We start from the raw sequence: 24,167 nt of genomic DNA, 5'->3' as shown, positions 1-24,167 counted from the left end.
ACGGCCCCCGCCCGAACCCTGGGGGCGCGTTACTTGTCCCGGCGCACGGCCACCAGCGCGACGTCGTCCTCGCGCGACCCGAACGCGCCCAGTATGCGCTCGGCGAACTCCTCCAGGTCGTCCTCGACGGTCTCGGCGAGGCTCCTGGCCCTCTCCAGGCTCTCGTCCAGCGAGATGGCGCGGTCCTCCACGAGCCCGTCGGTGAACAGCAGCAGCGTCCCGCCGGGCGGCAGCTTCAGCCGGTCCACCGTGTACGTCTCCGGCAGCGCCCCCAGCAGCAGGTTGCCCAGATGGTGGTAGGCGCAGCCGGGCCCGGCGAACAGGGGCGGGATGTGGCCGGCGTTGGCCACCTCGACCTCCCCCGTGGCCGGGTCGATGAGCATCATGCAGAGCGTGGCCGTCATGCGCGGGTGGTAGCGCCGCATCATCTGATTGAGCAGGTCGAGCGAGGCGCTGAGATCCACCTGCCCGATGAGCGAGGCCCGCATCGCGTGCCGCAGCTCCGCCATCACGGTCGCGGCGTGCAGCGAGTGCCCCTCCACGTCGCCGATGGCCACCAGCACCCGGTCACCGATCGGCAGCACCTCGTAGAAGTCGCCGCCCACCTCGATGTTGTCGGCGGCCGGCTGGTAGCGCATCGCCACCCGCAGGCCGGGCACCTCGGGGATGCGGGTGGGCAGCAGGCTGCGCTGCAGGGTCAGCGCGATCGCGTGCTCCTCGGTGTAGGCGCGCAGCGCGGCCACGGCCAGGGCGAGCTGCTGCCCGAGCTGGCGCAGCAGGTTCACCTCGGCGGCGTCGAGCGGGGGGGTGCTCTCCACGCCCAGGTAGATGGGCGAGCCGGAGTTCTTCGTCCGGCAGAGCACGCCCGTGCTGCTGCCCTCGATCTGCACGTCCGGCAGCAGCCCGCGCCACTCCGTCGCCTGCAGCGTGAACACGTGGGCGCGCTGCGCCTCCCGCTGCACCATGCCGCTCAGGCGGTCCAGCAGGTCGGGCCCGGCGGGATGGGAGGTGGCCCGCTCGCCGGGGCGGGCGCGGTAGCGGCGCGTGCGCCCGTCGGGCAGGAGGGCCAGCGTTCCGCTGAAGCGGCCCAGCACGCCGGCCGAGCCCTCGACCGCGACCGACAGCAGCTCGTCGAACGTCTCGGCCTCGTTCATGCGCAGCGTCACGTCCGCCAGCCCGGCCAGGCGCTCGGCCATCTGCTCGGCCCGCCACCGCGCCCGGTAGTAGCGCAGCATGGCCTCCACCGTCGCGGCGAACTCGGCCGGCTCGATCGGCTCGGCCAGGTACGCGTCGGCGCCCCGCTCCAGCCCCTCCGCGCGGTCGGCCACGGTGATGGCGTTGGCCGACACCTGGATGATGGGGATCGAGGCGGTCGCCGCGTCGGCCTTGATCCGCTCGCACACCTCGTGGCCGGGGATGTCGGGCAGCCGCACGTCCAGGATGACCAGGTCCACGCGCTGCACGGCGAGCGTGGCCAGCGCCTCCTCGCCGCCGCCCGCCTCGATCACGCGGTGCCCGGCGCGGCGCAGCCAGCTCGACAGGATGTACCGCTTGGTCGGCGTGTCGTCCACCACCAGCACGGTCGCCGTCTCGCTCATGCCCGTCCCTCCATCGCGCTGCGGATGGCCTGGAGCAGCTCCTCCCTGCGCAGCCCGTGCTTGTCCAGCACGACCATGCCGCCGGGGGCGCGCTGGGGCGCGATCGTGACCACGACCACCGGGATGTCTCTCAGCCGGTCGTCCTCCGCCATGCGCTGGAGCAGCACGTGGCCGTCCACGCGCGGCATGAGCAGGTCCACCAGGATGGCGTCGGGCGGCGCTGCCGCCATCAGGTCGAGCGCGGCGGCGCCGTCGGCGGCCTCGTCCACGTTCGCGGTGAAGCCGTGCAGCATGCGGCGGGCGGCGGCGCGGAACACCTCGTCGTCGTCCGCGATCAGCACGCGCTCCAGCTCGGGCCGGCCGGTGTAGTGCGGCAGCCGCAGCGTGACCGTGGTGCCCTCGCCCTCCGTGCTGACCAGCTCCAGCGTGCCGCCGAGCGCCTCGGCGAGCCTGCGGGCGTACGGCAGGCCCAGGCCCGTGCCCCTGGACCTGACCTGGAGGGAGCCCGGCACCTGGTAGAAGTCCTCGAACACGCGGGTCAGGTGCTCCGGCGCGATGCCGATGCCGGTGTCGGCCACCGTGATGACGGCCTCGTCCTTGGCCGGGTCGAGGCGCGCCTCGAGGCTCACCTCGCCGCGTACCGTGAACTTGACCGCGTTCGACAGCAGGTTGCGCAGGATGCGCAGCAGCATGACCTCGTCCACGTGCAGCTCGGCGACCTCGGGGGCCACGTCGTGGCGCAGCTCGACGCCGTTGCTCGCGTTCGGGCGCAGCATCACGTGCAGCTGCTCGGCCATCCGCGTCAGGTCCACGGCCGACGGCTGCGGGTCCAGGCGGCCCGACTCGGCCTTGGCCATGTCGAGCAGCTCGCTGACGAGCTCGAGCAGGGTCTCGGTCGAGCTGCCGATGAGCCGCACCTGGTGGGCCTGCTCCTCGGTCATGGGGTCGCCGCCCGGCCCGATCAGCAGCCTGACCAGGCCGATGACGGAGTTCAGCGGGGTGCGCAGCTCGTGGCTGACGGTGGCCCAGAACCGGTTCCTGGCCTCGTTGGCATCTCTGAGCTGGCTGGACTTCTCGTCCAGCTCGGCGTACAGGGCGACCACTCCCCTGTTGGTCTCCTCCAGCTCGGCCGAGAGCTGGTTGTACATCGCCATCACGCCCGTGTTGGTCTCCTGCAGCTCGGCGTTGAGCCGCAGGACGTCCTCCAGCGTCTCGGCCAGCTCCCTGTTCTGCTCGCGCAGGTCGTCCATGGCGGAGACCGGGGAGAGGTCGGCCAGCCTGGCGCGGATCTCCGCCGCCGGGGCGGGCGGCCGGCGCCCGTGCAGCCGCTTGGCGAGCGTGACGGTGCCCTTGTCCAGCGTGATCTCGTCGACCAGCCTGCCCGCCAGCTTCAGGCCCTCCAAGCGGGACAGGTCGGAATGCCGCGAGTGCTTCAGGGTGATGAGCAGGTGCTGGTCGCCGAGGGCGAGGACCGCGATCGAGCCGGTGCCGAACAGCTCGCGGCCGGCCTCGCTGAGTGCCGTCGCCACGCGGATCTGATCCTGCGGCTCCAGGCCGGCCAGCTCCGCGGCGGAGCGGCCGAGCCGGCGCAGGACGAAGACGTCCTGGTCGGCGTCGAGCCGGACGCGGATGAGCTCGGTCATCTCAGCCTTGGCCATGCCGCGTTGTCTCCTGAGGCCGCGTTGTCTCCTGGGACAGCGTTGTCTCCTGGGCGGGCGGCGCCGGCGGCGCGGTTGTCCGGGCGGGCCTGACCGTCACCACGCAGGCGTCGTCGCGCCTGCTGCCCGCCTCGCGCATCAGCCCGGCGGCGATCACGGCGGGCGTGCGGGAGAACAGGCCCGGCAGGAGCGCGGGGTCCCAGCGATCCGTCAGTCCGTCGCTGTGCAGGACCACGGTGGCGTAGCCGGGCAGCTCGTAGGTGTACTGGCGCAGCCGCCCGCCCTGGTACCCGGCGATCCCCGGCACCGACACCATGCCCTGCCTGCCCTGGGCGTGCGCGATCCAGCCGGAGACGTTGCCGAGCCCGGCGAAGCACACGTGGCCCGGCTCCACGCGGGCCACCGCGACCGCGCCTCCCCGGGTGCCGTTCATGCCGGTGTGCAGGCGCTCGACGATGGCGGCCGGCTCCTGGTCCCGTACGCCGAGGAACAGCTCGACGGCCCGCTGCGTCGCCTGCGCGGCGATGTGGCCGTGCCCGAGCCCGTCGCAGACGAGCACGGTCGTGACCGGGCCCTCCTCGGCGATGGCGAACCCGTCGCCGCACACCGTCTCGTCGCCGATCGGCCTGGTCAGCCCGCTGGCCCGCAGCGGCGGCCCGGGCGCGCGGCCCGCGGTGAAGTGCATGGCCAGCACGGTGCCCTTGCCCGGCACGGAGTGCACGTCGTAGCCGGTGGCGATGCGGGAGATCGCGCCCAGGCCGATGCCCAGCGTCCCCGAGGTCGAGTAGCCGTCGCGCAGCGCGCGGGCCACGTCGGCCATGCCCGGCCCCCGGTCCACGGCGATCAGCTCCACCGTGGCGGGGGCCTCAGGGTGGGGGCGCACGATGACGGTGCCCTCCATGGCGTGCTTGACGAGGTTGGAGACCGCCTCGCTCACGGCCACGGCCGTCTGGCCGATGAGCACCTGGTCGAAGCCCGCCGCCTCGGCCAGCTCGACGGCCTTCCTGCGTACCGCGCCGACCGCGCTCGGGTCCTCGGCACGGACCCAGCTGCTCATCGCGACCACTTCGTCACCGTCACGGTCGTGCCCTTGCCCGGCTCGGAGACCAGGTCGAACTCGTCGACGAGCCGGCGCGACCCGCCGAGGCCCAGCCCCAGGCCGCTGCCGGTGGTCCAGCCGTCGGTGAGGGCCTGCTCGATGTCGGGGATCCCGGGGCCCTCGTCGGTGAAGACCAGCTTGAGGCCGCGCCGCGGGCCGTTCCGGACGACCTCCACGCGTACGTCGCCGCCGCCGGCGTACACCAGGGCGTTGCGCGCCAGCTCGCTGGCGGCCGTGACGATCTTCGTCTGGTCGACGAGGGACAGGCCGACCTCGACGGCGACGCTCCTGACGAGCTGGCGGACACCGACGACGTCCGCGCTGCCGGCGATGACGACCTCGCGTTCGCCGCTCACCTGGGCGCGCTCCTGATGTGGTCCAGGAGCGCGACGCCCTTCTCGAGATTGAGTGCCGTACGGACGCCGCCGAGCGAGAGCCCGAGCTCCACCAGCGTGATCGCCACGGCGGGCCGCATGCCGACCACCACGGTCTGGGCGTCGAGCATGCCGCACATGGAGGCGATCGTGGCCAGCATCCTGCCGATAAACGAGTCGACGATCTCCACGGCGGTGATGTCGATGATCACGCCCTTGGCGCCGTTCTCGACGACCGCGTCGGCGAGGTCCTCCTGCAGGGCGAGCACGCCCTGGTCCTCCAGGTCCACCTGGATGGAGACGATGAGGACGTCGCCGAGTTTGAGGATGGGTACGCGCTGCACGGCTACGCGTTCTCCGCCCGGATCGCGATGCGCGTGTCGCGACCGCCGCTGACGTGGATGCCGGCGTGCCTGAAGGCGTGGGCCAGCGCGTCGGCCAGCGACGACTTGGTGACGATGTCGCCGAACTCGATGCCGAGGGTGACGATGGTGTGTGCGATCTGCGGGCGGATGCCGGAGATGACGCACTCGGCGCCCATCAGGCGGGCGGCGACGACCGTCTTCAGCAGGTGCTGGGCGACCTGCGTGTCGACGGCGGGCACGCCGGTGATGTCGATGACCGCGTGCTCGGCGCCGGTGTCGACCAGCGTCTGCAGCAGCTTCTCCATCACCACCTGGGTCCTGGCGGAGTCGAGCGTGCCGACCAGCGGCACCGCGACGATGCCCTCCCACAGCTTGACCACCGGGGTGGACAGCTCCAGGAGCTGCTCGGCCTGGTCGAGGATGATCTTCTCGCGGGCGTCGGCGAACGTCTCGAACGTGAACAGTCCCAGGTCGTCGATCAGCCTGGAGAACCAGATGAAGCCGCGTGCCGCCTCGACGCCCTCCGTGTCGACCTCGACGACCTCGTACAGGGCCTCCTTCAGGCCGAAGACGGCCCTGGCGGTGTCGGCCGGGGCGAACCCGGCGCGGGCGCGCGAGCGCGACAGCTCGGCCAGCAGGCCGCGGACGTCGGCGAAGTCGTTCTTGCCCTCGTCCAGGGCGGTGAGCAGCGCCTGGTAGATCTCGGTGAGCTCCTCGGACGACGCGTCGGCGATCTGCGCCCAGCGGCGGACGACCTGCTCCTGGTGAAGGCGGAGCAATTCTTCGATGCGTCGCCTGGTTACATCGGCATGAACGGACAAAGATCACTCCAGAGAGGGCAGCTGGCAGTTGCTCGTATGTTAGTGCGATTTACCGGCACCAGGGACTCCGATCGGATTCACTTCACCGTTCCGAGCCCCGCGCACACCCGCCCCGCCTCACCGGTCCTCTTTTCTCCCACCACTCGACATCGCACTCCTCATTTACCGCTGACAGCTCAGGCCCCAACGGCAACCCCCACTCCACGTCGGCCACCCGCCGCCGTCGGGCCTGACCAGCGCGTCCCCGCCCCATATCGGCCACCCGCCGCCGTCGGGCCCGACCAGCGCGTCCCCGCCCCGTGTCAGCCCCCGCCGGACCGGCCAGTCACACCCTCGCCACGCCGGCCATCGGCACCGGCCGGCCCGACCAGCCAGACCCACGCCGCACGGCGTCCACCCACACCGCGCTTCCTCCGTCCGCCTTCCCCCTCCTTCCTCCTTGGCGGCGTGGATGCGGACCGTGTTCGCTCGCCCCATCGAGCCCGCATCACCCTCCGGTATGACGCCGATTTTCAAACCGTGCGGTGACGCGCATCACACCCCCTTCTCCATAACGTCGCACCATGCTCAGAAACCTTGCCATCGCGGGGAGCGCCGCGGTGATCGGCACACTCCTGATGCTTCCGCCCCAGCCGGGCGAGCGGCTGGTGAGGATGTACGGCAGCGACCTGGCGACGGCCGACCGGGTGGCGATCGTCGTACCGGGCGCCGACACCAAGGCGGCCACGTTCGACTCCAGCACCAGGCACCCCGGAGGCGCGGCGCGCGCCCTGCTGGCGGAGGCGGCGCGGCTGGCTCCTCACCAGCGGCTGGCCGTGATGGCATGGCTGGGCTACGACTCACCACCCACTCTGAGCCTGGCCGCGCTCACCGACGAGGCGGCCGTCGCCGGCTCCCGCGAGCTCCGCCGCACGGTCGCCGATCTGCGCCGGCGCACCACCGCCCCGATCAGCCTGCTCTGCCACAGCTACGGCTCCTACGCCTGCGCCCTCGCGGCCCCGGGCTTACCGATCTCCGACGTGGCTTTCATCGGCAGCCCTGGCGTCGGTGCAGCCGGCGCGGCTTCCCCGGTCCGGATCTGGGCCGGGCTCGGCGACAACGACTGGATCAAGTTCGTCCCCAAGGTCAAGCTCGGCGCCCTCGGTTTCGGCGCCGACCCGATGAAGGCCCCGTACGGCGCCCACCGCTTCGATGCGGGCACGGGCGGCCACAGCGACTACTACACTCCGGGCACTGCGTCCCTGCGTAACCTGGCCCTGATCGCCCTCGGCCGCCACCAGGAGGTGACCTTCGAGCAGGACGGCTCTTGACTCCCCTGTTCCTGGGTACGTGTCGAAGGAAGCAGGCTTTGATGACATGGTGTCGTCATCAGCTTGACGTCGGACGCCGACGTTTGTGACACTTCGTCATGAAACGCCAGCACGAGCAGAGGTGGGCCGTGACCACGTCGTTCTCCGAAACCTTGCGCAACTCCACCTGGGCCGACCACCAGTCGGCGGAGTCGGAGGGCTACCTCTCAGCGCTGATGAGCGGCCGGTTGAGCGAGCACGACTACGGCGAGATGGTCGCCCAGCACTACTTCGCGTACACCGCGCTCGACGGTGTGTCACGCCAGCTGGCGGACCATCCGGTGGCCGGCCGCTTCGTCTTCCCGGAGCTGTACCGGGAGCCGGCGCTGGAGCGCGACCTCGCGACGATCTACGGGCCGGGCTGGCGCGACCGGATCGTCCCGTCGAAGTCCACCCGCACCCTCGTGGCCCGCATCCACCAGGTGGCCGACTGGCCCGGCGGCTACGTGGCCCATCACTACACCCGCTACCTGGGCGACCTGTCGGGCGGCCAGTTCATCCGCATGGAGCTGCAGAAGATCTACGGCTACGCGAAGGGCGGAGGCGTCGACTTCTACTTCTTCGACGAGCTGGGCAGCCTGCCCCGGTTCAAGAACGAGTACCGCTCGCGTCTGGACGCGCTGGGGCTGGAGCTGGACGAGAGCGAGCAGCAACGCATGATCGGCGAGGTCAAGCTGGCCTACCAGCTCAACACGGAAGTGCTGACGGAGCTCCGGCACGTGGTCAAGGCCGCCGCCTGAGCCCCCACTGCTGAAGGCTCGGGCTGGGGCTGCAACGCTGACACCAGCACCGGCCGAAGGGCATCGGCTGGTGCCGAAGCCGGCGGCGGCCGGCCCGCCGCCACGAGCGGTAGATCTCGTGGACGCCGTCACAGTCCTGGTACGGCAGGTCCGCCGGATCCGGGTCGGCCCCGACGTCGGGCAGCCCCGGCTGCTTCATCAGCCCGTGCGCCACGTCCACCCGGAACCCGTCCACCCCCCGGTCCAGCCAGAACCTCAGGATGTCCTCGAACTCCGCCCGCACCTCCGCGTGCTCCCCGTTCAGATCGGGCTGTTCGGGGGTGAACATGTGCAGGCACCACTGCCCGTCCGGCCCTCGCGTCCAGGCGGGGCCGCCGAAGAAGGACTGCCAGTCGTTCGGCGGCAGCTCCCCGTCGCGGCCCCGCCCTGGCAGGAACCAGAACCGGTCCCTGGCCCGCCCGCTGCCCGTGATCGCCTCGCGCTTCATCACCAGCGACCCCTTCCGTGGGTGGAACACCTGGTCCTGGGCAGCCCTGATCGCCGGCGGTACGCGCGTCCCGCCGTTTCGGTCAAACGCTGGTTGCCGGCGTGTCGCCTGGGGTTTCTGAGCGCCGAGGTGCTGCCCAGAGCCGTAGGACCGGATCCGCGCCGATGCCCAGAGCGTGACGCAAGAACTTTGCTGCAACATGAAATTTACTGACATAGCATCGAGGCTCAGCGGGCGGGACACATGCCCGTGGACCCCCGCACGATGAGCTCCGGATCGAACAACACCTCGTCGACAGGCACCACATGGCCGTTGATCTGCGACATCAACGCGGCGACCGCCGCGCAGCCCATGGCCGCGAGGCCGTCGGCGGTGCGCGTGCACAGCACGGGCAGCAGGTTGTGCCTGATCAGCTCGGTGACGACCAGCTCGGCCATCGCGGGGAAGATCGGGTTCTGCAGCTCGGGCAGGACGAGGCCGATGAGCGGGGCGCGCTGGTTGCGCAGCTTCTGGGGGCGTTCGTAGCCGAAGACGTCGAGGGCGGTGAGCACGGTGTCGCGGGTGGCCTGGGCGATGCCCGGCTTGTCGTGCAGCACGCGGCTGACGGTGGCCACGCTCACCCCGGCGAAGGCGGCCACGTCGGAAAGGCGTCTCGGCATGGAGCGAGATTAAACCCGTACCGCAAGAATGAAAATAAGCTACGCAAAAAATCGACAGGGGCGACGCAGCATGCGGCCTCGTACGCTCGGCGTCCGGCCCCGGCCCGGCCCGGCCTACCATGGGCCTATGCCCCGCATCTCGGCCGCCACGATCGGCGAGCACCGCGCCCAGACGCGTGACCGGATCCTGCAGGCCGTCTCGCGCCTGTCCAGGGTGCAGGGCATCGACGCCATCTCCATGACCGACGTGGCCGGCGAGGCCGGCATCACCCGCACGGTCCTGTACAACTACTTCCCCGACAAGGCGGCGCTGCTGCTGGCGTTCACCGAGCGGGTCACCCGCTACTTCATCGACAGCTACGAGCGGGAGCTGCCCGCCGGGGCCGCACCCGCCGACCGGCTGCGCGCGTTCGTCCGCCTGCAGCTCGCCGGGTTGCTCGCGCACCCGCACCCGGGGGCGGCCGATCTCAGCGCCGCGCTCGGGCCCGACGCCTACCAGCGGCTGGCCGAGCACGTGGCGCCGATGCAGCGCATCCTGGTGGAGATCCTCGACAACGGCATCGAGGCCGGCGACTTCCGCCCGCTCGACGTGGACGCCACGGCGCGGATGATCCTCGCGGTCATCGGCGCCGAGCGGGTGCCGCTGATCAGCGGGGACGTGACGGTGGAGACGGCCGGGGAGCTGGTGTCGGAGTTCGTGCTGCGGGCCCTGGGCAACGGCTGAGCCGGCTGCCCTGCGGCGGCCGGGCCACGGCCTGCCACGGGCGCTCGGCGGCTGGGCCACGGCCTGCCACGGGCGCTCGGCGGCTGGGGCGAGGACCCCCGGCGGGACTGCCGGGGCCCGGTGACAGGATTGCCCCATGACCGACGACCCCGCCCTCCTGCACGGACATATCGCGCTCAAGTCGGCACGCGGCCGGTGGATCCTGTTCGCGACCGTGCTCGGCTCCGGCCTGGCGATGCTCGACAGCACGGTGGTCAACGTCGCGCTGCCGTTCCTGGGGCGGGAGCTCGACGCGGGCATGGCCGGCCTGCAGTGGACGATCAACGCCTACACCCTGACCCTGGCCGGGCTGATCCTGCTGGGCGGCTCGCTCGGCGACCGCTACGGGCGCCGCAAGCTCTTCCTCGTCGGGACGGTCTGGTTCGCGATCGCGTCAGCCCTGTGCGGGCTGTCGCCGAACATCGAGTTCCTCATCGGCGCCCGCGCCCTGCAGGGCATCGGCGGGGCGCTGCTGACGCCCGGCTCGCTGGCCATCATCCAGGCGTCCTTCGTCCGGCACGACCGGCCCAGGGCGGTCGGGGTGTGGTCCGGGCTCGGCGGCGTGGCCAGCGCCATCGGGCCCCTGCTGGGCGGCTGGCTGGTGCAGACGGCCGGATGGCGGTGGGCGTTCCTGATCAACCTGCCGTTCGCGGCGTTCGTCGTGTTCGTCACGCTGCGGCACGTGCCGGAGAGCAAGGACGAGACGGCGTCGGGCCGGTTCGACGTGCTCGGCTCGGTGCTCGCGGCGCTGGCGCTGGCCGGCATCACGTACGGGCTGATCCAGAAGGGGGTGTCGGTGCCGCTGGTGGCCGGGCTGGCGCTGGCGGTGGCGTTCGTGGCGCTGGAGATCCACAGGTCGCCGGACGCGCTGGTGCCGGTGGGCATGTTCCGCGACCGCGTCTTCACGGCGGTGAACGTGGTGACGCTGATCATGTACGCGGCCATGGGCGTGGTGTTCTTCCTGCTGGTCGTGCAGCTCCAGGTGGTGTCCGGGTTCTCCCCCATCGCGGCCGGGCTGGCGATGCTGCCGACGACGATCCTGATGCTGCTGCTGTCGGCGCGCGCCGGAGACCTCGCCAAGCGGGTGGGGCCGCGCTGGCCCATGACGATCGGGATCCTGGTGGCGGGATGCGGGTTCGTGCTGATGAGCACCATCGGGTTCGGTGCGTCGTACCCGCTGCAGGTGCTGCCGGCGGTGTTCGTGTTCGGGCTGGGGCTGTCGGCGGCGGTCGCACCGCTGACGGCGACCGTGCTGGCTTCGGCGCAGGAGCGGTACGCGGGCACGGCCAGCGGCGTGAACAACGCGGTGGCCCGCACCGGGAGCCTGCTGGCCGTGGCCGCGGTGCCGCCGCTGGTGGGGCTGGTGGGAGACGCCTTCGAGCAGCCTCGGGTGTTCGACGCGGGCTTCCGCACGGCGATGCTGATCAGCGCGGGGATGATGGTGGTGGCCGCGCTGATCACGTTCCTCACGATCAGGACGAACGTCCTGGCCGCCGACGACTGACCTGCCTGGCCGCTCCGGTCAGAAGGTGAAGGCCTGGCTGCGCACGCTGTTGTCGAAGTTCGACAGCAGCAGCTCGGGCTCGCCGACCGAGCGGATGCCCGGCAGCCGGGTCAGCAGCTCGCGGAACATCGTCCGCATCTCCTGCCTGGCCAGGTTGGCGCCCAGGCAGAAGTGCGGGCCCGGGCCGCCGAAGCCGACGTGCGGCTTGGTGTCGCGGGTGATGTCGAACGTGTCGGCGTCGGGGAAGACCGACTCGTCGCGGTTGGCGGAGCCGTAGAAGAGCACGACCTTGTCGCCCTTCTTCAGCTCCAGGCCGCGCAGCGAGTAGTCCTCGGTGACCGTGCGGCGGAACTGCATGATGGGCGACACGTACCGGACCATCTCCTCGATGGCGCCGTTGACGTGCGTGTCGAAGTCGCTCATCAGCAGCTCGCGCTGGGCGGGGTTCTCCGTGAGGAGCCTGATGCCGTGGGCCATCGTGTTGCGGGCCGTCTCGTTGCCGGCGACCAGCAGCAGCGAGAAGAACGAGCCGAGCTCCTTGTCGGTCAGCTTCTCCCCGTCGGGGTTGGCGTTGACCAGCAGGGATACCAGGTCGCCCTTGGGGCTGGCGACGCGCTCGTGGCCGAGCTTGATGACCATGCGCTGCAGGGCGAGCAGGGCCAGCATGTTCTGCCCGGCCATCTGCACGCTGCGGGCCAGGCTGGGCCGCACGCCGGTGTAGGCGGTGGAGATGTCGACGTGCTGGTGGACCTTCTCCCGCAGCTCCTGCGGGATGTCGAGCATGTCGCAGATGACGTGGATGGGCAGCCGGGCGGCGACCTGGGTGACGAAGTCGCGCGGGCCGTCCCTGACCACGTCGTCCACGATGCGCCCGCACGCGGCCTCGATGTCGCTCTGCAGCCCGGCGAGCATCCTGGGGCTGAACGAGCGGGTCACGATCCGGCGCAGGCGGGCGTGGCGCGGGTCGTCCATGTTGACCATCGACTCGCCGAACACCTGCTTCACCCAGCTCGGCGGCTCGGGGTTGGTGACGGCCGGCTCGCTGGAGAAGATCTTGGCGTTACGGCTGGCCTCGACCACGTCGGCGTGGCGTACCAGGGCGTAGAAGCCCTTGCCCGAGCGGAGGAAGGGCACCTTCTTCTCCGGGAAGAACACCGGGTGCTCCAATTGCCGGAGCCGGGCGAACGCCTCATTCCGCTCTTTGAGGGGTTTGCGCCAGAAATCCAGATCAGCGAGGTCGATGTCCACCCGTCTATGGTGGCACGTTCCGGTGCGGCCGGATCCCTTCGAGGCGGGCGCTGCGCCGCCGGGAACGCTCGTGATGTGCATCCTGCCCTCCTGGCCCGTTCTCGTGCCGTTCAGACCCGGTTCGGCCTGCCTGGTCATTACTTCGGGTATGAATGTGCTGCTCGCCGCCTGCCTGATCGTCCCCCTGGCCTCAGGAGCGGCTCCGGCCGCCGCACGCGCGTGTGGCGGCCACCCGCTCGACTTCGACGCCGACGGCCGTCCCGACCTGGCCGTGGCCGCCCCGTACGACGCCACCAGGGCCGGCTCCGTCACCGTCATGTACGGGTCCGGCGAGAAGGCGAAGCTCACCCAGGAGGGGGCGGAGCCGGGGGACTCGTTCGGGTCGGCGCTGGCCGTGGGCGACTTCAACGGGGACCGGTGCGCCGATCTGGCCGTGGGGGTGTCGGAGGAGTTCGCGGGTGAACGGGTGCCGGGGGGTGACGGGAACGGGGTCGTGCAGATCTTCGACGGGTCCCCGGCGGGGCTCGTGGCCGGGAAGGAGCTGAAGCTGGCCGAGCCGTCCAGTGACCGGTTCGGGGCCTCGCTGGCGGCGGGGGACCTGGACGGGGACGGGCGGGACGAGCTGGCGGTGGGCGCGCCGAGCCACCGGTCGGGCGGGGCGGTGACCGTGTACTGGATGAAGGGGCGCAAGCCGTACCAGATCACGCAGAAGACGTCGTGGGTGCGGCAGGGGGCGAACGTCACCGACCAGTGGGGAGCGTCGCTGGCCACCGGGGACTTCGACGGGGACGGGCGGGACGAGCTGGTCGTGGGGGCGCCCGCCGACAGCGTGACGAAGGACGGGCAGGGCTCGGTGACCGTGATCGACGTGCGCGGCAAGCGGGCCCGGTTCCTCACGCAGAGCACGCCGGGGATCAAGGGCGCCGCCGAGAAGTGGGACAACTTCGGCGCCGCGCTGGCGAGCGGCGACTTCAACGGCGACGGCAAGGCCGACCTGGCGATCGGGGTGCCGGGCGAGGGTCTGAGCGCCAACCAGCGGGCCATGGACTACGGCGACGGCACCGTGGACGTCCTGTACGGCTCGCGGGCCGGGCTGCGTACCGACAGGACGGAGGCGTGGTCGCAGAACACGCTCGACGGCAAGCCCCGCTACTACGACCGGTTCGGCGCCTCGCTGGCCGCGGGGGACTTCAACGGTGACGGCAACGACGAGCTGGCCGTCGGCGTGCCCGGCGAGAAGGCCGTGCAGGTGCTCGCCGGGCGGTCGTCCGGCGGGCTGACGCGGGCGGGGAACCTGCTGGTCAAGGGCAAGGGGCAGGACTTCGGGGCGTCGGTGACCGCGCTGCCCGGCTGGGAGCGGTACCGGTCGCTGGCCAAGCGGCCGCCGGTGTACGGGCTGGTGGTGGCGGCGCCCGACCAGGGGATCATCATGTACGCGCCGGGCAGCGGGCGGGAGTCGGGGCGGGTCGAGCTGGGCAAGGTGCGGCAGCTCGACAAGGGGACCGGTCTGTACGGCTACACCTTCGGCTGAGGCCGAGGCGGCAGGCCACGGCGACAGGCTAAGGCAACGGGCTGAGGCAACGGGCTGAGAGGGCGGGCCACGGGGCGTGCCCTGGGCGCGGGCCACGGGCACGGGCTACGGCTCGGGGTCCGGGTCCGGTGGCCGGGTCGGGAGGATGACGCGGAACAGGGCACCCTGGCCCGGCTCGCTCTCCGCCATGACGATCCCGCCGTGCGCCTCCACCAGCGTGGCCGCGATCGACAGCCCGAGCCCCGACCCTCCGGCGCCGCGGGCCGGATCGGCCCGGTAGAAGCGCTCGAAGACCCGCTCGGCCACCTCCGCGGAGAACCCGGGCCCCTCGTCGGCCACCTCCACCACGGCCTGGTCGCCGCCCGGTTCGAGACCCACGCGCACCTGGAACGGGGTGCCGGGCGGGGTGTGGGCGAGCGCGTTGCTGACGAGGTTGTTGAGCACCTGCCCCAGGCGGGGCTCGTCGCCGGTCACGATCACGTCGCCCTCGCCGCCGAACAGCCGGACCAGCTCGATCTTCCTGTCGGGCGCCAGCGTCTGCGCGTCGATGACGACGGTGGCGGCCAGGCTGAGCAGGTCCACGGGCCGCATCGCCAGCTCGCGCCGCTGGTCGAGCCGGGCCAGCAGGAGCATGTCCTCCACCAGCAGCCCCATGCGGGCGGCCTGCCCCTCGATGCGGCTCAGCAGCCGTACGGCCTCGGCCACCTCCTTCTCCTCCCCCAGCCGGTACAGCTCGGCGAAGCCCCTGATCGAGGTCAGCGGCGTGCGCAGCTCGTGGGAGGCGTCGGCCATGAAGCGGCGCATCAGCTCCTCCGAGCGCCTGGCGGCCGTGGCGGACTCGCGGGCGGACACGGCGGACCTGCGGGCGGACTCGGCGGCCTCCTCGCGCTCGCGGACCGCCACCTCGATCCGGGCGAGCATGGTGTTGAGCGAGCGGCCGAGCTTGCCGACCTCGGTGGTGCCGGCCCAGAGGGGCACGCGGCGCGACAGGTCGCCGCCGGCGATGTCGTTGGCGGTGCTCGCGATCTGGCGCAGGGGGCGCAGGCTGCGTCGTACCAGCCAGTAGCAGACGAACCCGAGCACGACCAGCGTGCTGCCGCCGCCGGCCGCCACGATCAGGATGAGCTGGGAGACCGTCGCGTCCACGTCGGCCGTGCTGATGGCCATCATGCGGCTCTGCCCGCCGCGCGTGGGCACGGCGACGACCCGCCAGCTCGGGCCGCCGGGCTCGCGTGACTCCACGGTGAACGGCCGCCCCCCGAGCTCGACGACCTCGGCGAGGGTCAGCGGGGGAAGATCGGGCGTGTGCTCCTCGGTGGACTCGCTGATGGTCCTGACGAGCTCGCCGCCCGGCGCGAGGACCACGCCGTGGAAGAGGCCGAAGTAGCGTTGCGGCCGGCCGCCGGGGCGGAGCTCCACGGGCGGCGGGGGCGGGTCGCGCGGCGCGGTGGCCACGCGGAGCTGCTCGTCCACCCGCTCGACGAGGTAGCTGCGCAGCAGCCGCACGGCGAACAGGCCGGTCGCCGTGATCGCGACGGTGACCAGCAGGAGGGTGGCCGAGACCAGGCGCAGCCAGAGCGGCGCCCTGGACAGCTGCTTCCTGAGCCCGCTCGCGGCCTCGGACAGGTGCCTGTTCATACTCGCGGCGGGCGCAGGATGTAGCCGACCCCGCGCAGCGTGTGCAGGTACTTGCGCTCGCCGGTGTCGACCTTGCGGCGCAGGTAGGACACGTACGACTCGACGAGCCCGACGTCGGTGCGCCAGTCGCCGTTCCAGACGTGGTCGAGGATCTGCGTCTTCGACAGCACCCGGCCCACGTTCAGCATGAAGTACTGCAGCAGCCGGAACTCCGTCGGCGACAGCCGCACGGGCACGCCGTCGCGCCAGACCTCGTGGCTCTCCTCGTCCAGCTCCAGGTCGGCGACGCGCAGGCGGTTCGGCGGCGGCGTGCCGCGCCTGGTCCTGCGCAGCACGGCCCGGATGCGGGCGATGACCTCCTCCAGGCTGAACGGCTTGGTCACGTAGTCCTCGCCGAGCCCCAGCCCGGCGATGCGGTCCTCCGGCGTGTCCTTGGCGGTCACGAACAGCACCGGGACCCGGCGGCCGCGGGACCGCAGCCTTCCCGCGACCGCCAGGCCGTCCAGGTCGGGCAGCATCACGTCGAGCATCACCAGGTCGGGCGTGCTCTCCTCGGCCACCCGCAGGGCCTCCATGCCGTCGGCCGCCGTCAGCACCTCGAACCCGGCCATGCGCAGGCTGGCGGAGAACAACTCCCTGATGTTGGGCTCGTCGTCGACCACCAGCAGCCTGGCCTCGGGCTCGCTCATCGTGGGCCTCCTGCCTGGCTCCCCTGGCTGATCGAGGTGGCGGCGACCGCGCCGTCGGCGCCCTGCCGGCCGCGCACCACGATCGTGGTGCCGGCCTCCAGGTCAGAGACCTTACCGGGCCTGGAGATCTGCACGGTGGTCCGGTCGGTGGTGGTGACGGTGACGGTGGAGCCGTCCATGGTCTTGACGTACACCTTGCCGTCCTCGACCTTCTCGACCGTGCCGACGGTGCCGCCCACCCGCTGCCCGCCGCCCGGCTGCGGCTGCGCGCCCCCGCCGGGGATCTGGCCGCGCTGGCCGTACCCGCCGTTCATCGGGCGCTGCTGGACGCCGGCGGCCTGCGGCGGCGCGTCGGCGGCGCCGAACCAGCTCTCCGCCTGGATGCCGATCAGGATCCCGGCCACCAGGACGACGCCGGCGGCCAGCGCCAGCGTGACCTTCGAGGTGCCCTTGGCGGGCTGGACGGCGAGCTCCTCCCGCAGGTCGTCGGGGAACGGCGAGGAGTCCAGCTTGTCCATGTCCTTGTCTCCTTACTCGTGGCGCAAGGCCTGGATCGGCCTGAGCTTGGCCGCCCTGTTGGCGGGATAACTGCCGAAGAACAGCCCGATGCCCAGTGACACGCCGAGCGCAAGCACCACCGACGAGGGCACGAGGACCGGTTCGATGCCGGCGATGGTGAACCTGGTCCCCACGAACGCCACCAGCACCCCCGACAGCCCCCCGACCAGGCTCAGCAGCGTCGCCTCCATCAGGAACTGGCCCAGGATCGCGCTCCTGGGCGCGCCGATGGCCTTGCGGATGCCGATCTCGCGCGTGCGCTCGGTGACCGTCACCAGCATGATGTTGGTGATGCCGATGCCGCCCACCAGCAGCGAGATCGCGGCGACGGCGGCCAGCAGCACGGTGAAGGTGCCGGTCGCCTCACTGACGGTCTCCTGGAGGGTGGCCTGGTTGAGTATGCGGTAGTCGGGGTTGTTGTTCGTGATGCCGTGTCGCTGGTTGAGGATAGCCGTGACCTCGGCCTGCGCGGACGTGGTGGTCTCCGCCCCGGTGGCCTGCACGACGATCTGTCCGAGCGAGCCGAACCCGCTCAGGCTCTGCTGCACGGCCGGCAGCGGCGCGATGGCCACGTCGTCGGCGTCCTGCATGCCGGTGGACCCGGCCTCCTTCAGCACGCCGACCACTGTGAACGGCACCCCCGACACGCTGATCTGCTTGCCGATCGGGTCGACGGCGCCGAACAGCTCCTCCACCACGGTCCGGCCGAGCACGACGACCTTCCTGGCGGCCAGCACGTCGTCGTTGAAGAAGTACGTGCCCCTGGCGACGGGCTTGTTGACGGCCTCGAAATAGCTGGGGTACGTGCCGACGAACTGCGAGATGGCGTGGCTGGCGGCGCCGTACGCGGCGGTCGAGGAGGAGGCGTTGACCACCGGCGAGACGCTCCGCACCGACGGGGCGAGCGTCCTGTCGGTCAGCGCCTCGGCGTCGGCGAGGCTGAGCTGCCTGGCCTGCGTGCGCGGCCCGGTGTTCCCGCCCGTGCCGCCCGGCGCCCGCATGCCGCCGCCCCCGCCGCCTCCACCGCCCGAGAAGGACGGGGAGATCGTCAGCGTGTTCGCGCCGAGGCGCTGAATGTTCTGCTGGATGCTCTGCGAGGAGCCCTCGCCGACCGCGACCAGCAGGATGACCGCGGCCACGCCGATGAGGATGCCGAGCGTGGTCAGCGCGCTGCGCATCTTGTTGGCCAGCAGGCCGCGCAGCGCGAAGCGGAGGATCTCGATCTGGTTCACCGGGCGACCGCCCCGTCCTTGTCCGGCGTGCGGGGCGGCGGGCCGTCCACCGGCGCCTGGCGGCGGTCCTCCACGATCTCGCCGTCCACCAGCCTGATCACCCGCTTGGCGTGCGCGGCCACGTCGTCCTCGTGCGTGATCAGCACGATGGTGCGGCCGGACGCGCTGAGCCTGTCCATGATCTCCAGAACGTCGCCGGTGGAGGCGGTGTCGAGGTTGCCGGTCGGCTCGTCGGCCAGCAGCAGCGCGGGGGCGGTGACCAGGGCCCTGGCGACGGCCACGCGCTGCTGCTGGCCGCCGGAGAGCTGGTTCGGCTCGTGGTGCACCCGGTCGGTCAGGCCCACCTGCGCCAGCGCGGCCAGCGCCCGCTCGCGCCGCTCGGCCTGGCCGACGCCGCCGTACACGAGCGGCAGCTCCACGTTGGCCAGCGCGCTCATGCGCGGGATGAGGTTGAACGACTGGAAGACGAAGCCGACCCTGCGGTTGCGCAGGATGGCGAGCTGGTGCTCGTTCAGCAGACCGACGTCGGTGCCGTCGATGAGGTACGTGCCGGAGGTCGGGACGTCGAGGCAGCCGAGGATGTTCATGAGCGTGGACTTGCCGGAGCCGGAGGCGCCCATGATGGCCACGTAGTCGCCCTGCTGGACGTCCAGGCTGATGCCGCGCAGGGCGCGTACCCTGGCGTCGCCCTCGCCGTACTCCTTGACCAGGTTCTGCACGCGCAGGACCGGCACGGGATCCGCGGCGCCCAGGCCCGCGGCCGTCATCGCCCCCCTCCCCCGGGCATGCCGCCGCCGGGGAAGCCACCGGTGCCGCCGACGCCGCGCATCCCGCCGCCGCCGTTGCCCGTGGTGCCGGTCGTCGGGGCCGGAGGCACGATCTGGTCGCCCTCCGACACGCCGGACCTGATCTCGGTCAGCGTGGCACCCTGGACGCCCACCTCGACCGGTGTCCTGGTCTGCCGGCCGTCCTTCAGCACGGTCACCGTGGTCTGGCCGCCGCTGGTGGAGATCGCCGTGGAGGGGACGGTGACGACGTTCTCCACCTGGCCCACCACGACCTCGACGGTGGCGGTCTGGCCCAGCCTGACCTGGCCCGGCACCTCGGTGAAGGTGATCGTGACCGGGTACTGGACGACGTTGTCGCTGGTGGAGGCGACCGGCTGGATCTGCGTGACCTCGCCGGTGGCGGTGACGCCCGGCAGCGCGTCGAACGTGATCGTGGCCTTCTGGCCCTGCTTGAGCTTGCCGGCGTCCGACTCGGTGAAGGTGCCGACGAGCTGGAGCTTCGTGGTGTCGGCCAGCTCGACGAAACCGGAGGAGGCGGACGAGGCGGACGAGCTCGTGCCGCCCGTACCGCCCGTACCGCCTGTTCCGCCCGTGGAGGCCTGGCCGCTGCCGGAGCCCGAGGCCGTGCCGCCCACCGAGCCGTTCACCGCGGTGATCGTGCCCTTGAACGGCGCCTTCAGCACGGTGCCCGCGACCGTGCGCTGGGCCTGCCTGTAGGCGTTGCGGGCCTTGATGTAGGCGGCGTAGAGCTGGGCCGTGCCGGTCCCGTCGTCGAGGGCGCTCTGGTACGTGGCCTTCGCGGCCGACAGGCTCTCCTGGGAGGCGGCGTCGTCCAGCCTGGCCAGGATGTCGCCCTTGGACACCTTGTCCCCGGCCTTGACGTAGATCTTCTCCACGGTCCCGCTCGTACCGAACGAGAGCGCTCTGGACCGGGAGCTCTCGACCGCCCCCGAGGCGGACACGGAGGCGGTCACGGAGCCCCGGCCCGCGGTCACCGTCCGCACGGCGGTCTCACCCGCGGCCTGTCCCGTGCCGAGCTGCGCGTAGGCGAGCCCGGCACCGCCCAGCAGGAGCGCCACGAGCGCTCCGTTGGTAATCAGCGCTCTGCGCCTGATCGACACCTTCACGAGCGAGGACCCTCGCACACAATGCTGCGCCGCAGCCGTGGGCAAGCTGAACGTCCGCTGGGAGGCTCGGGCGCCGCGCGGGCCCACAGGCAACTCTGAGGGCGCTCGCAGGCTGGCGCGATCCTGCGCGGCCATGATGTGCCGTCATGAGACCGACTTTCGCGCTGGGCGGCCTCGCCCTCGCCGTGCTCGTGGCCGGCTCCGGCCTCGCGCTGGCGCTGCGCGACGACACCCCGCCCACCGTCCAGGTACGGCTGGCCGCCGCCCAGCGCGGCCTGGTCACGGCCTCGGTGAGCGCGGCGGGGAGCACCGTGGACGGCTCGCGCAGGGACCTGGCGTTCGGCTCCTCGGGGACGCTGACCAAGGTGTACGTCAAGGTCGGGGCCAAGGTGAGGAAGGGCCAGGTCCTGGCCAGGATCGACGGGCAGGCGGCGCGCGAGGCGTACACGGCGGCCAAGGCCAATCTGGCCGCGGCCGAGGAGGCACTGGAGCAGGCGTCCTCCGGCACCTCCGCCGGCACCCCGACGAGCAGCACAACAGGCAGCACGACAGGCAACTCAGCGGGCAGCTCGACGGGCAGCTCAGCGGGCAGCTCAGCGGGCACGGACGGTGGGACCACGGCCGCGACCGGGACCGGCGGTGGGACGCCCGCCGCGTCCTCTGCGGGCACCGGCGGGCGGGCCTCGTCGCCCAGCGGCGCCTCCGGCACGACCTGCGCACCCACGACGCCCGCCGGAACCTCGCCCGCGAACGGCGCGACCCCGGCCCCCTCCGGCAAGGCGACCGGCACCGCGCCCGCCCCGACCGGCGGCGCCGCCGCTCCCTCCGGCCCCGCCACCCGCGCCGCCGCTCCCTCCGGCCCCGCCACCCCTCCCGGGGGCGTCGTGACCGGCGTTCCCGCGCCCCGGTCCACGGGCGGCGGCGCCAACGGCGCGTTGGGTCCGTCCGCGCCGGCCGACGAGAGGACCGGCACGGGCACGGCCGCGAAGGCGACCACGAGCCCGACGCCCGACCCAACGCCGCACCCGGCGGCCACACCGGCGCCCGACCCCACGGGCCCCGAACCCCAGCCCACGGTGACGGTCACGGTGACCGCCACCGCAACCGTCACCACGACGGTCACCGCCACCCCTACGGGCGGCCCACCCAACGGCGGCACCGGCGGCGACGGCGGCACCGGTGGCACCGGGATCGGCGGCAACGGGACCGGCCGGCCGGAAGGGCAGCCGTCCCGCACGGACTCCCCCTCCGCCACCGCACGCCCGTCCACCACACCCAGGCCCACGACCAGCGGCAAGCCATCCACCAGCGGGAAGCCGTCGGCGAGCGGGAAGCCCACGACCGGCGCCGAGCCCGGCACGCGCCCCTCGCAGACCTCCTGCGCCACCCCGGCCCGAACCGGGAACACCCGCACCGGGAACCCGGCCACCCCGGGCACCGGCCGGCCCGCCAGGGCCGGGACGAGCGCGGAGCAGGCCGCCGCGAACGTGGACCGCGCCGAGGCCGCCCTGGAGGAGGCCGCCGACGCCGTTCGGGGCACCCGCATCGTGGCCCCGGCGTCCGGCACGGTCCTGTCGATCGCCGGCAGGACCGGCGACGCGGCGGGCACCGGCACCTTCATCAGCCTCGGCGACCTGAACGAGCTCCAGGTCTCCGCCATGGTCACCGAGTCCGACGTGAACCAGCTCAAGCTAGGCCAGAAAGCCCAGATCACCCTGGCCACCAGGAGCGGCGAGAAGTACCAGGGCACGGTGACGGCCATCGCGCCGACCGCGACGGTGGACGGCCGGCTCGTCCGCTACCCGGTCACCCTCGCCTTCGACGAGCCGCCCGCGGGGCTGATGCTCGGCCAGACCGCCTCGGTGACGATCACCACGGACGAGTCCAGGAACGCCGTCTACGTGCCGGCCGCGGCGGTGCGCACCAGGCCGGACGGCACCCAGGTGGTCACCGTGCGCTCCGGCGGCCGGGACACGGCGAAGGCGGTGCGCACCGGGGTGCGCGGCGACCGGTACGTGGAGGTCGTCTCGGGCCTGACCGAGGCCGACCAGGTGGTCATGTCGGGCACCACGTCGGGCGAGTTCCCCGACGGGAGCTGGCCCGGCGGCTGAGCCGGCCGGTCCGGACGGAAACCACCCGCCCGCCCGGGCCGGCCCGCCCGGCCGGACTCCGATCCACCTGCCACCAGGAGTCCGGCCGGGTCTCACCATGCGGACGAAACGGTTGAGCGGATCCTCAGCGGGCTCCCAGCGGACGTTCAGCAAGAACCGCCTCGCCCGGCGCGGGGAGCCGCCTGTCCCGCGGCCGCCGCCCCGGTGAGGGCCGGGATCGTGAGCCGGTGGGCGGTCCTGGCGCGGGCGCCCCTGCGGGAGATGTAGTCCAGCGTCCGGAAGTCCACCGACAGCTCGTCCCGGGTCAGCCGGGCCATCAGGTAGCCGCGCCGCTGGTCGATGTAGGAGATGTGCGGGTTCTCCTGCAGGGCCTCCGAGATCCAGGTGCGGTCCCGGTAGCCGTCGCCGTCGCTGGCGATCGAGGAGGCCACCAGCTCCCTGGCCACCACCGGCGAGTCGGGGTCGTCGAAGTCGGCCTTGAGCTCGGCCAGGTGGTGCATGTGCGCGTCGCCCGTCAGCACCACGGGGTTCGGCGTGCGCGACAGGGACCGCAGCAGCCGCGTCCGCTCGGCGGCGTACCCGTCCCAGGAGTCCAGGTTCACCTCGCGCCCGGGCCCGACCTTGTAGTCGCGGTGCGCCACCATGATCTGCTGGCCGAGCAGGTTCCAGCGGGTGGTGGAGTCGTTCAGGCCGCTCTCCAGCCAGCGCCACTGGCCGGTGCCGAGCAGCGTGCGCCTGTCCGCCAGCCGCTCGTCGCAGCCGGCCCGCACGCCGTCCAGGCAGGCCTGGTCGTCGCGGAACTGCCGGGTGTCGAGCAGGTGGAAGCGCGCCAGCGTGCCCCAGGAGATGCGCCGGTTCACCTTGAGCGTGGCGCCCTGGAGGCTGGCGCGGCGCAGCGGCATGTTCTCGTAGTACGCCCTGAACGCCCGCGCCCGCCGCTGCTCGAAGCCGGGCGCGCCGGTGCTGGAGACGTGCCCGGCCCAGTTGTTCTCCACCTCGTGGTCGTCGAACGACATCAGCCACGGCGCCACGGCGTGCGCGGCCTGCAGGTCGGGGTCGCTCTTGTACTGGGCGTGCCGCAGCCGGTAGTCGGCGAGCGTCTCGCACTTGCCCGGCGTGTGGGTGCGTACGCGGCCCGCCAGCGCGGTGTAGCCGCTGGGGCCGTACTCGTACATGTAGTCGCCGAGGAAGACGACCAGGTCGGGCTCCTGCTCGGCCAGGCGGCGGTAGGCGGTGTAGTAGCCGTGCTCGTAGTGCGCGCAGGCGGCGACGGCGAAGTTGAGCGGCGTCTCCCCCGCCGGCGTCGTCCTGGTGCGGCCCGCCGGCGACAGGCGGCCCTGGCTCCTGAACCGGTAGAAGTAGTCGCGCCCCGGCTCCAGCCCCTTCAGCTCGACGTGCACGCTGTGGGCGGCGCCCGCCCTGGCGGTGGCCGTCCCGGACCTGACCACCTTGGCGAAGCGCTCGTCCGTGGCGACCTGCCAGTCCACCTCCACGTCGCGGGAGGGCATGCCGCCGCGGCCGTCGCCGCCCAGCGGGTCCACGGCCAGCCTGGTCCACAGGACGAAACCGTCGGCGGAGGGGTCGCCGGAGGCCACGCCCAGCGTGAAGGGGTCGGATCTGAGGATTCTGGAGGAGGAGGCGGCGGCCGCCGGGGCGGCGGGCCGCGGGAGGAGAAGGCCGGCTGTCGCCGCTGTCAGGAAGGCTCTGCGGTCCACGATCCCAGGTATGTCCACCTGCGCTGACTCCGCCGTGACCGCGGAGTCAAGCGCGGGTGAACAGCATCGGTCGGTCAGCGTGCGCCACCGGCGGGTCAGGCTCCCCGCACGCC

At 72.3% G+C, this 24,167-nt stretch carries 21 protein-coding genes and 1 pseudogene; 6 read left to right on the top strand and 16 right to left on the bottom strand.

Going from position 1 to position 24,167, the window contains the following annotated elements; translation table 11 throughout:
- Positions 1–29: 29 nt before the first annotated feature.
- The 6 genes from AB0I79_RS03960 to AB0I79_RS03935 are packed head-to-tail and all read right to left on the bottom strand — an operon-like array spanning position 30 to position 5,873.
- Positions 30–1,598 carry a fused response regulator/phosphatase gene (locus AB0I79_RS03960; RefSeq protein ID WP_357866493.1) on the bottom strand — a complete coding sequence of 523 codons (1,569 nt, stop codon included), beginning with the start codon at positions 1,596–1,598 and terminating at the stop codon, positions 30–32.
- Positions 1,595–3,256, bottom strand: a complete 1,662-nt coding sequence (locus AB0I79_RS03955) for an ATP-binding protein (protein ID WP_357866491.1) — start codon at positions 3,254–3,256, stop codon at positions 1,595–1,597. The genes AB0I79_RS03960 and AB0I79_RS03955 overlap by 4 nt, the downstream gene beginning before the upstream one ends.
- On the bottom strand, positions 3,243–4,313 hold the full coding sequence (locus AB0I79_RS03950) for an ATP-binding SpoIIE family protein phosphatase (RefSeq protein WP_357866489.1): 1,071 nt from the start codon (positions 4,311–4,313) through the stop codon (positions 3,243–3,245). The genes AB0I79_RS03955 and AB0I79_RS03950 overlap by 14 nt, the downstream gene beginning before the upstream one ends.
- The gene (locus AB0I79_RS03945) at positions 4,310–4,711 is read right to left on the bottom strand and encodes an anti-sigma regulatory factor (RefSeq protein ID WP_357866487.1); all 402 of its coding nucleotides are present in this window, start codon (positions 4,709–4,711) and stop codon (positions 4,310–4,312) included. Before AB0I79_RS03945 ends, AB0I79_RS03950 begins: the two co-directional genes overlap by 4 nt.
- The gene (locus AB0I79_RS03940) at positions 4,708–5,073 is read right to left on the bottom strand and encodes an STAS domain-containing protein (protein ID WP_357866485.1); all 366 of its coding nucleotides are present in this window, start codon (positions 5,071–5,073) and stop codon (positions 4,708–4,710) included. Before AB0I79_RS03940 ends, AB0I79_RS03945 begins: the two co-directional genes overlap by 4 nt.
- Positions 5,074–5,075: 2 nt before the next feature.
- A complete protein-coding gene (locus tag AB0I79_RS03935) occupies positions 5,076–5,873 on the bottom strand; it encodes an STAS domain-containing protein (protein ID WP_357866483.1) in 798 nt (265 codons plus the stop codon).
- A gap of 605 nt (positions 5,874–6,478) precedes the next feature.
- Between AB0I79_RS03935 and AB0I79_RS03930 the strand changes: the two genes are divergently transcribed.
- Together AB0I79_RS03930 and AB0I79_RS03925 are read left to right on the top strand one after the other, a co-directional pair.
- Positions 6,479–7,225, top strand: coding sequence for an alpha/beta hydrolase (locus AB0I79_RS03930; protein WP_357866481.1), 747 nt, complete (start codon positions 6,479–6,481; stop codon positions 7,223–7,225).
- Between the two features lie 128 nt (positions 7,226–7,353).
- Positions 7,354–8,004, top strand: a complete 651-nt coding sequence (locus AB0I79_RS03925) for a biliverdin-producing heme oxygenase (protein ID WP_357866479.1) — start codon at positions 7,354–7,356, stop codon at positions 8,002–8,004.
- A 94-nt stretch (positions 8,005–8,098) separates the two neighbouring features.
- Here AB0I79_RS03925 and AB0I79_RS03920 read toward each other — a convergent pair.
- Together AB0I79_RS03920 and AB0I79_RS03915 are read right to left on the bottom strand one after the other, a co-directional pair.
- A pseudogene (locus AB0I79_RS03920) lies at positions 8,099–8,455 on the bottom strand (alpha-amylase family glycosyl hydrolase); the annotation flags it as partial.
- 263 nt (positions 8,456–8,718) lie between these two features.
- Complete coding sequence (locus AB0I79_RS03915) at positions 8,719–9,150, bottom strand: LacI family DNA-binding transcriptional regulator (RefSeq protein ID WP_357866477.1); 432 nt, start codon at positions 9,148–9,150, stop codon at positions 8,719–8,721.
- Positions 9,151–9,277: 127 nt separating this feature from the next.
- On the opposite strand from AB0I79_RS03915, the gene AB0I79_RS03910 reads away from it, so the two are divergent.
- On the top strand, positions 9,278–9,874 hold the full coding sequence (locus AB0I79_RS03910; protein WP_357866475.1) for a TetR/AcrR family transcriptional regulator: 597 nt from the start codon (positions 9,278–9,280) through the stop codon (positions 9,872–9,874).
- Positions 9,875–10,010: 136 nt separating this feature from the next.
- On the top strand, positions 10,011–11,417 hold the full coding sequence (locus AB0I79_RS03905) for an MFS transporter (RefSeq protein ID WP_357866473.1): 1,407 nt from the start codon (positions 10,011–10,013) through the stop codon (positions 11,415–11,417).
- A gap of 18 nt (positions 11,418–11,435) precedes the next feature.
- Here the strand turns inward: AB0I79_RS03905 and AB0I79_RS03900 are convergent, their stop codons facing one another.
- Positions 11,436–12,665 (bottom strand): cytochrome P450, encoded by a 1,230-nt coding sequence (locus AB0I79_RS03900; protein ID WP_357866471.1) that lies wholly within the window; start codon positions 12,663–12,665, stop codon positions 11,436–11,438.
- 148 nt (positions 12,666–12,813) lie between these two features.
- On the opposite strand from AB0I79_RS03900, the gene AB0I79_RS03895 reads away from it, so the two are divergent.
- The gene (locus tag AB0I79_RS03895; protein ID WP_357866469.1) at positions 12,814–14,196 is read left to right on the top strand and encodes an FG-GAP-like repeat-containing protein; all 1,383 of its coding nucleotides are present in this window, start codon (positions 12,814–12,816) and stop codon (positions 14,194–14,196) included.
- A gap of 105 nt (positions 14,197–14,301) precedes the next feature.
- On the opposite strand, the gene AB0I79_RS03890 is transcribed toward AB0I79_RS03895, so the two are convergent.
- From AB0I79_RS03890 to AB0I79_RS03865, 6 genes are read right to left on the bottom strand one after another with little or no spacing between them, the layout of a single operon-like run.
- Complete coding sequence (locus AB0I79_RS03890) at positions 14,302–15,834, bottom strand: HAMP domain-containing sensor histidine kinase (RefSeq protein ID WP_357866467.1); 1,533 nt, start codon at positions 15,832–15,834, stop codon at positions 14,302–14,304.
- Positions 15,831–16,523, bottom strand: a complete 693-nt coding sequence (locus AB0I79_RS03885) for a response regulator transcription factor (RefSeq protein WP_357866465.1) — start codon at positions 16,521–16,523, stop codon at positions 15,831–15,833. The genes AB0I79_RS03890 and AB0I79_RS03885 overlap by 4 nt, the downstream gene beginning before the upstream one ends.
- A complete protein-coding gene (locus tag AB0I79_RS03880; protein ID WP_357866463.1) occupies positions 16,520–17,041 on the bottom strand; it encodes a hypothetical protein in 522 nt (173 codons plus the stop codon). Before AB0I79_RS03880 ends, AB0I79_RS03885 begins: the two co-directional genes overlap by 4 nt.
- Before the next feature lie 12 nt (positions 17,042–17,053).
- On the bottom strand, positions 17,054–18,313 hold the full coding sequence (locus AB0I79_RS03875; protein ID WP_357866461.1) for an ABC transporter permease: 1,260 nt from the start codon (positions 18,311–18,313) through the stop codon (positions 17,054–17,056).
- On the bottom strand, positions 18,310–19,080 hold the full coding sequence (locus tag AB0I79_RS03870; RefSeq protein ID WP_357866459.1) for an ABC transporter ATP-binding protein: 771 nt from the start codon (positions 19,078–19,080) through the stop codon (positions 18,310–18,312). Before AB0I79_RS03870 ends, AB0I79_RS03875 begins: the two co-directional genes overlap by 4 nt.
- The gene (locus AB0I79_RS03865; protein WP_357866457.1) at positions 19,077–20,180 is read right to left on the bottom strand and encodes a biotin/lipoyl-binding protein; all 1,104 of its coding nucleotides are present in this window, start codon (positions 20,178–20,180) and stop codon (positions 19,077–19,079) included. The genes AB0I79_RS03870 and AB0I79_RS03865 overlap by 4 nt, the downstream gene beginning before the upstream one ends.
- Positions 20,181–20,374: 194 nt before the next feature.
- Here AB0I79_RS03865 and AB0I79_RS03860 point away from each other — a divergent pair, with 194 nt between their 5' ends.
- Positions 20,375–22,339 (top strand): efflux RND transporter periplasmic adaptor subunit, encoded by a 1,965-nt coding sequence (locus tag AB0I79_RS03860; protein WP_357866455.1) that lies wholly within the window; start codon positions 20,375–20,377, stop codon positions 22,337–22,339.
- 146 nt (positions 22,340–22,485) lie between these two features.
- On the opposite strand, the gene AB0I79_RS03855 is transcribed toward AB0I79_RS03860, so the two are convergent.
- Positions 22,486–24,054, bottom strand: a complete 1,569-nt coding sequence (locus tag AB0I79_RS03855) for an alkaline phosphatase D family protein (RefSeq protein ID WP_357866453.1) — start codon at positions 24,052–24,054, stop codon at positions 22,486–22,488.
- Positions 24,055–24,167: the final 113 nt, after the last annotated feature.

Source organism: Nonomuraea sp. NPDC050202 (assembly GCF_040656115.1).
Classification (GTDB): domain Bacteria; phylum Actinomycetota; class Actinomycetes; order Streptosporangiales; family Streptosporangiaceae; genus Nonomuraea.
The sequence above is the reverse complement of the archived record's forward strand: the minus strand, read 5'-3'. Positions and strand labels throughout refer to the sequence as shown.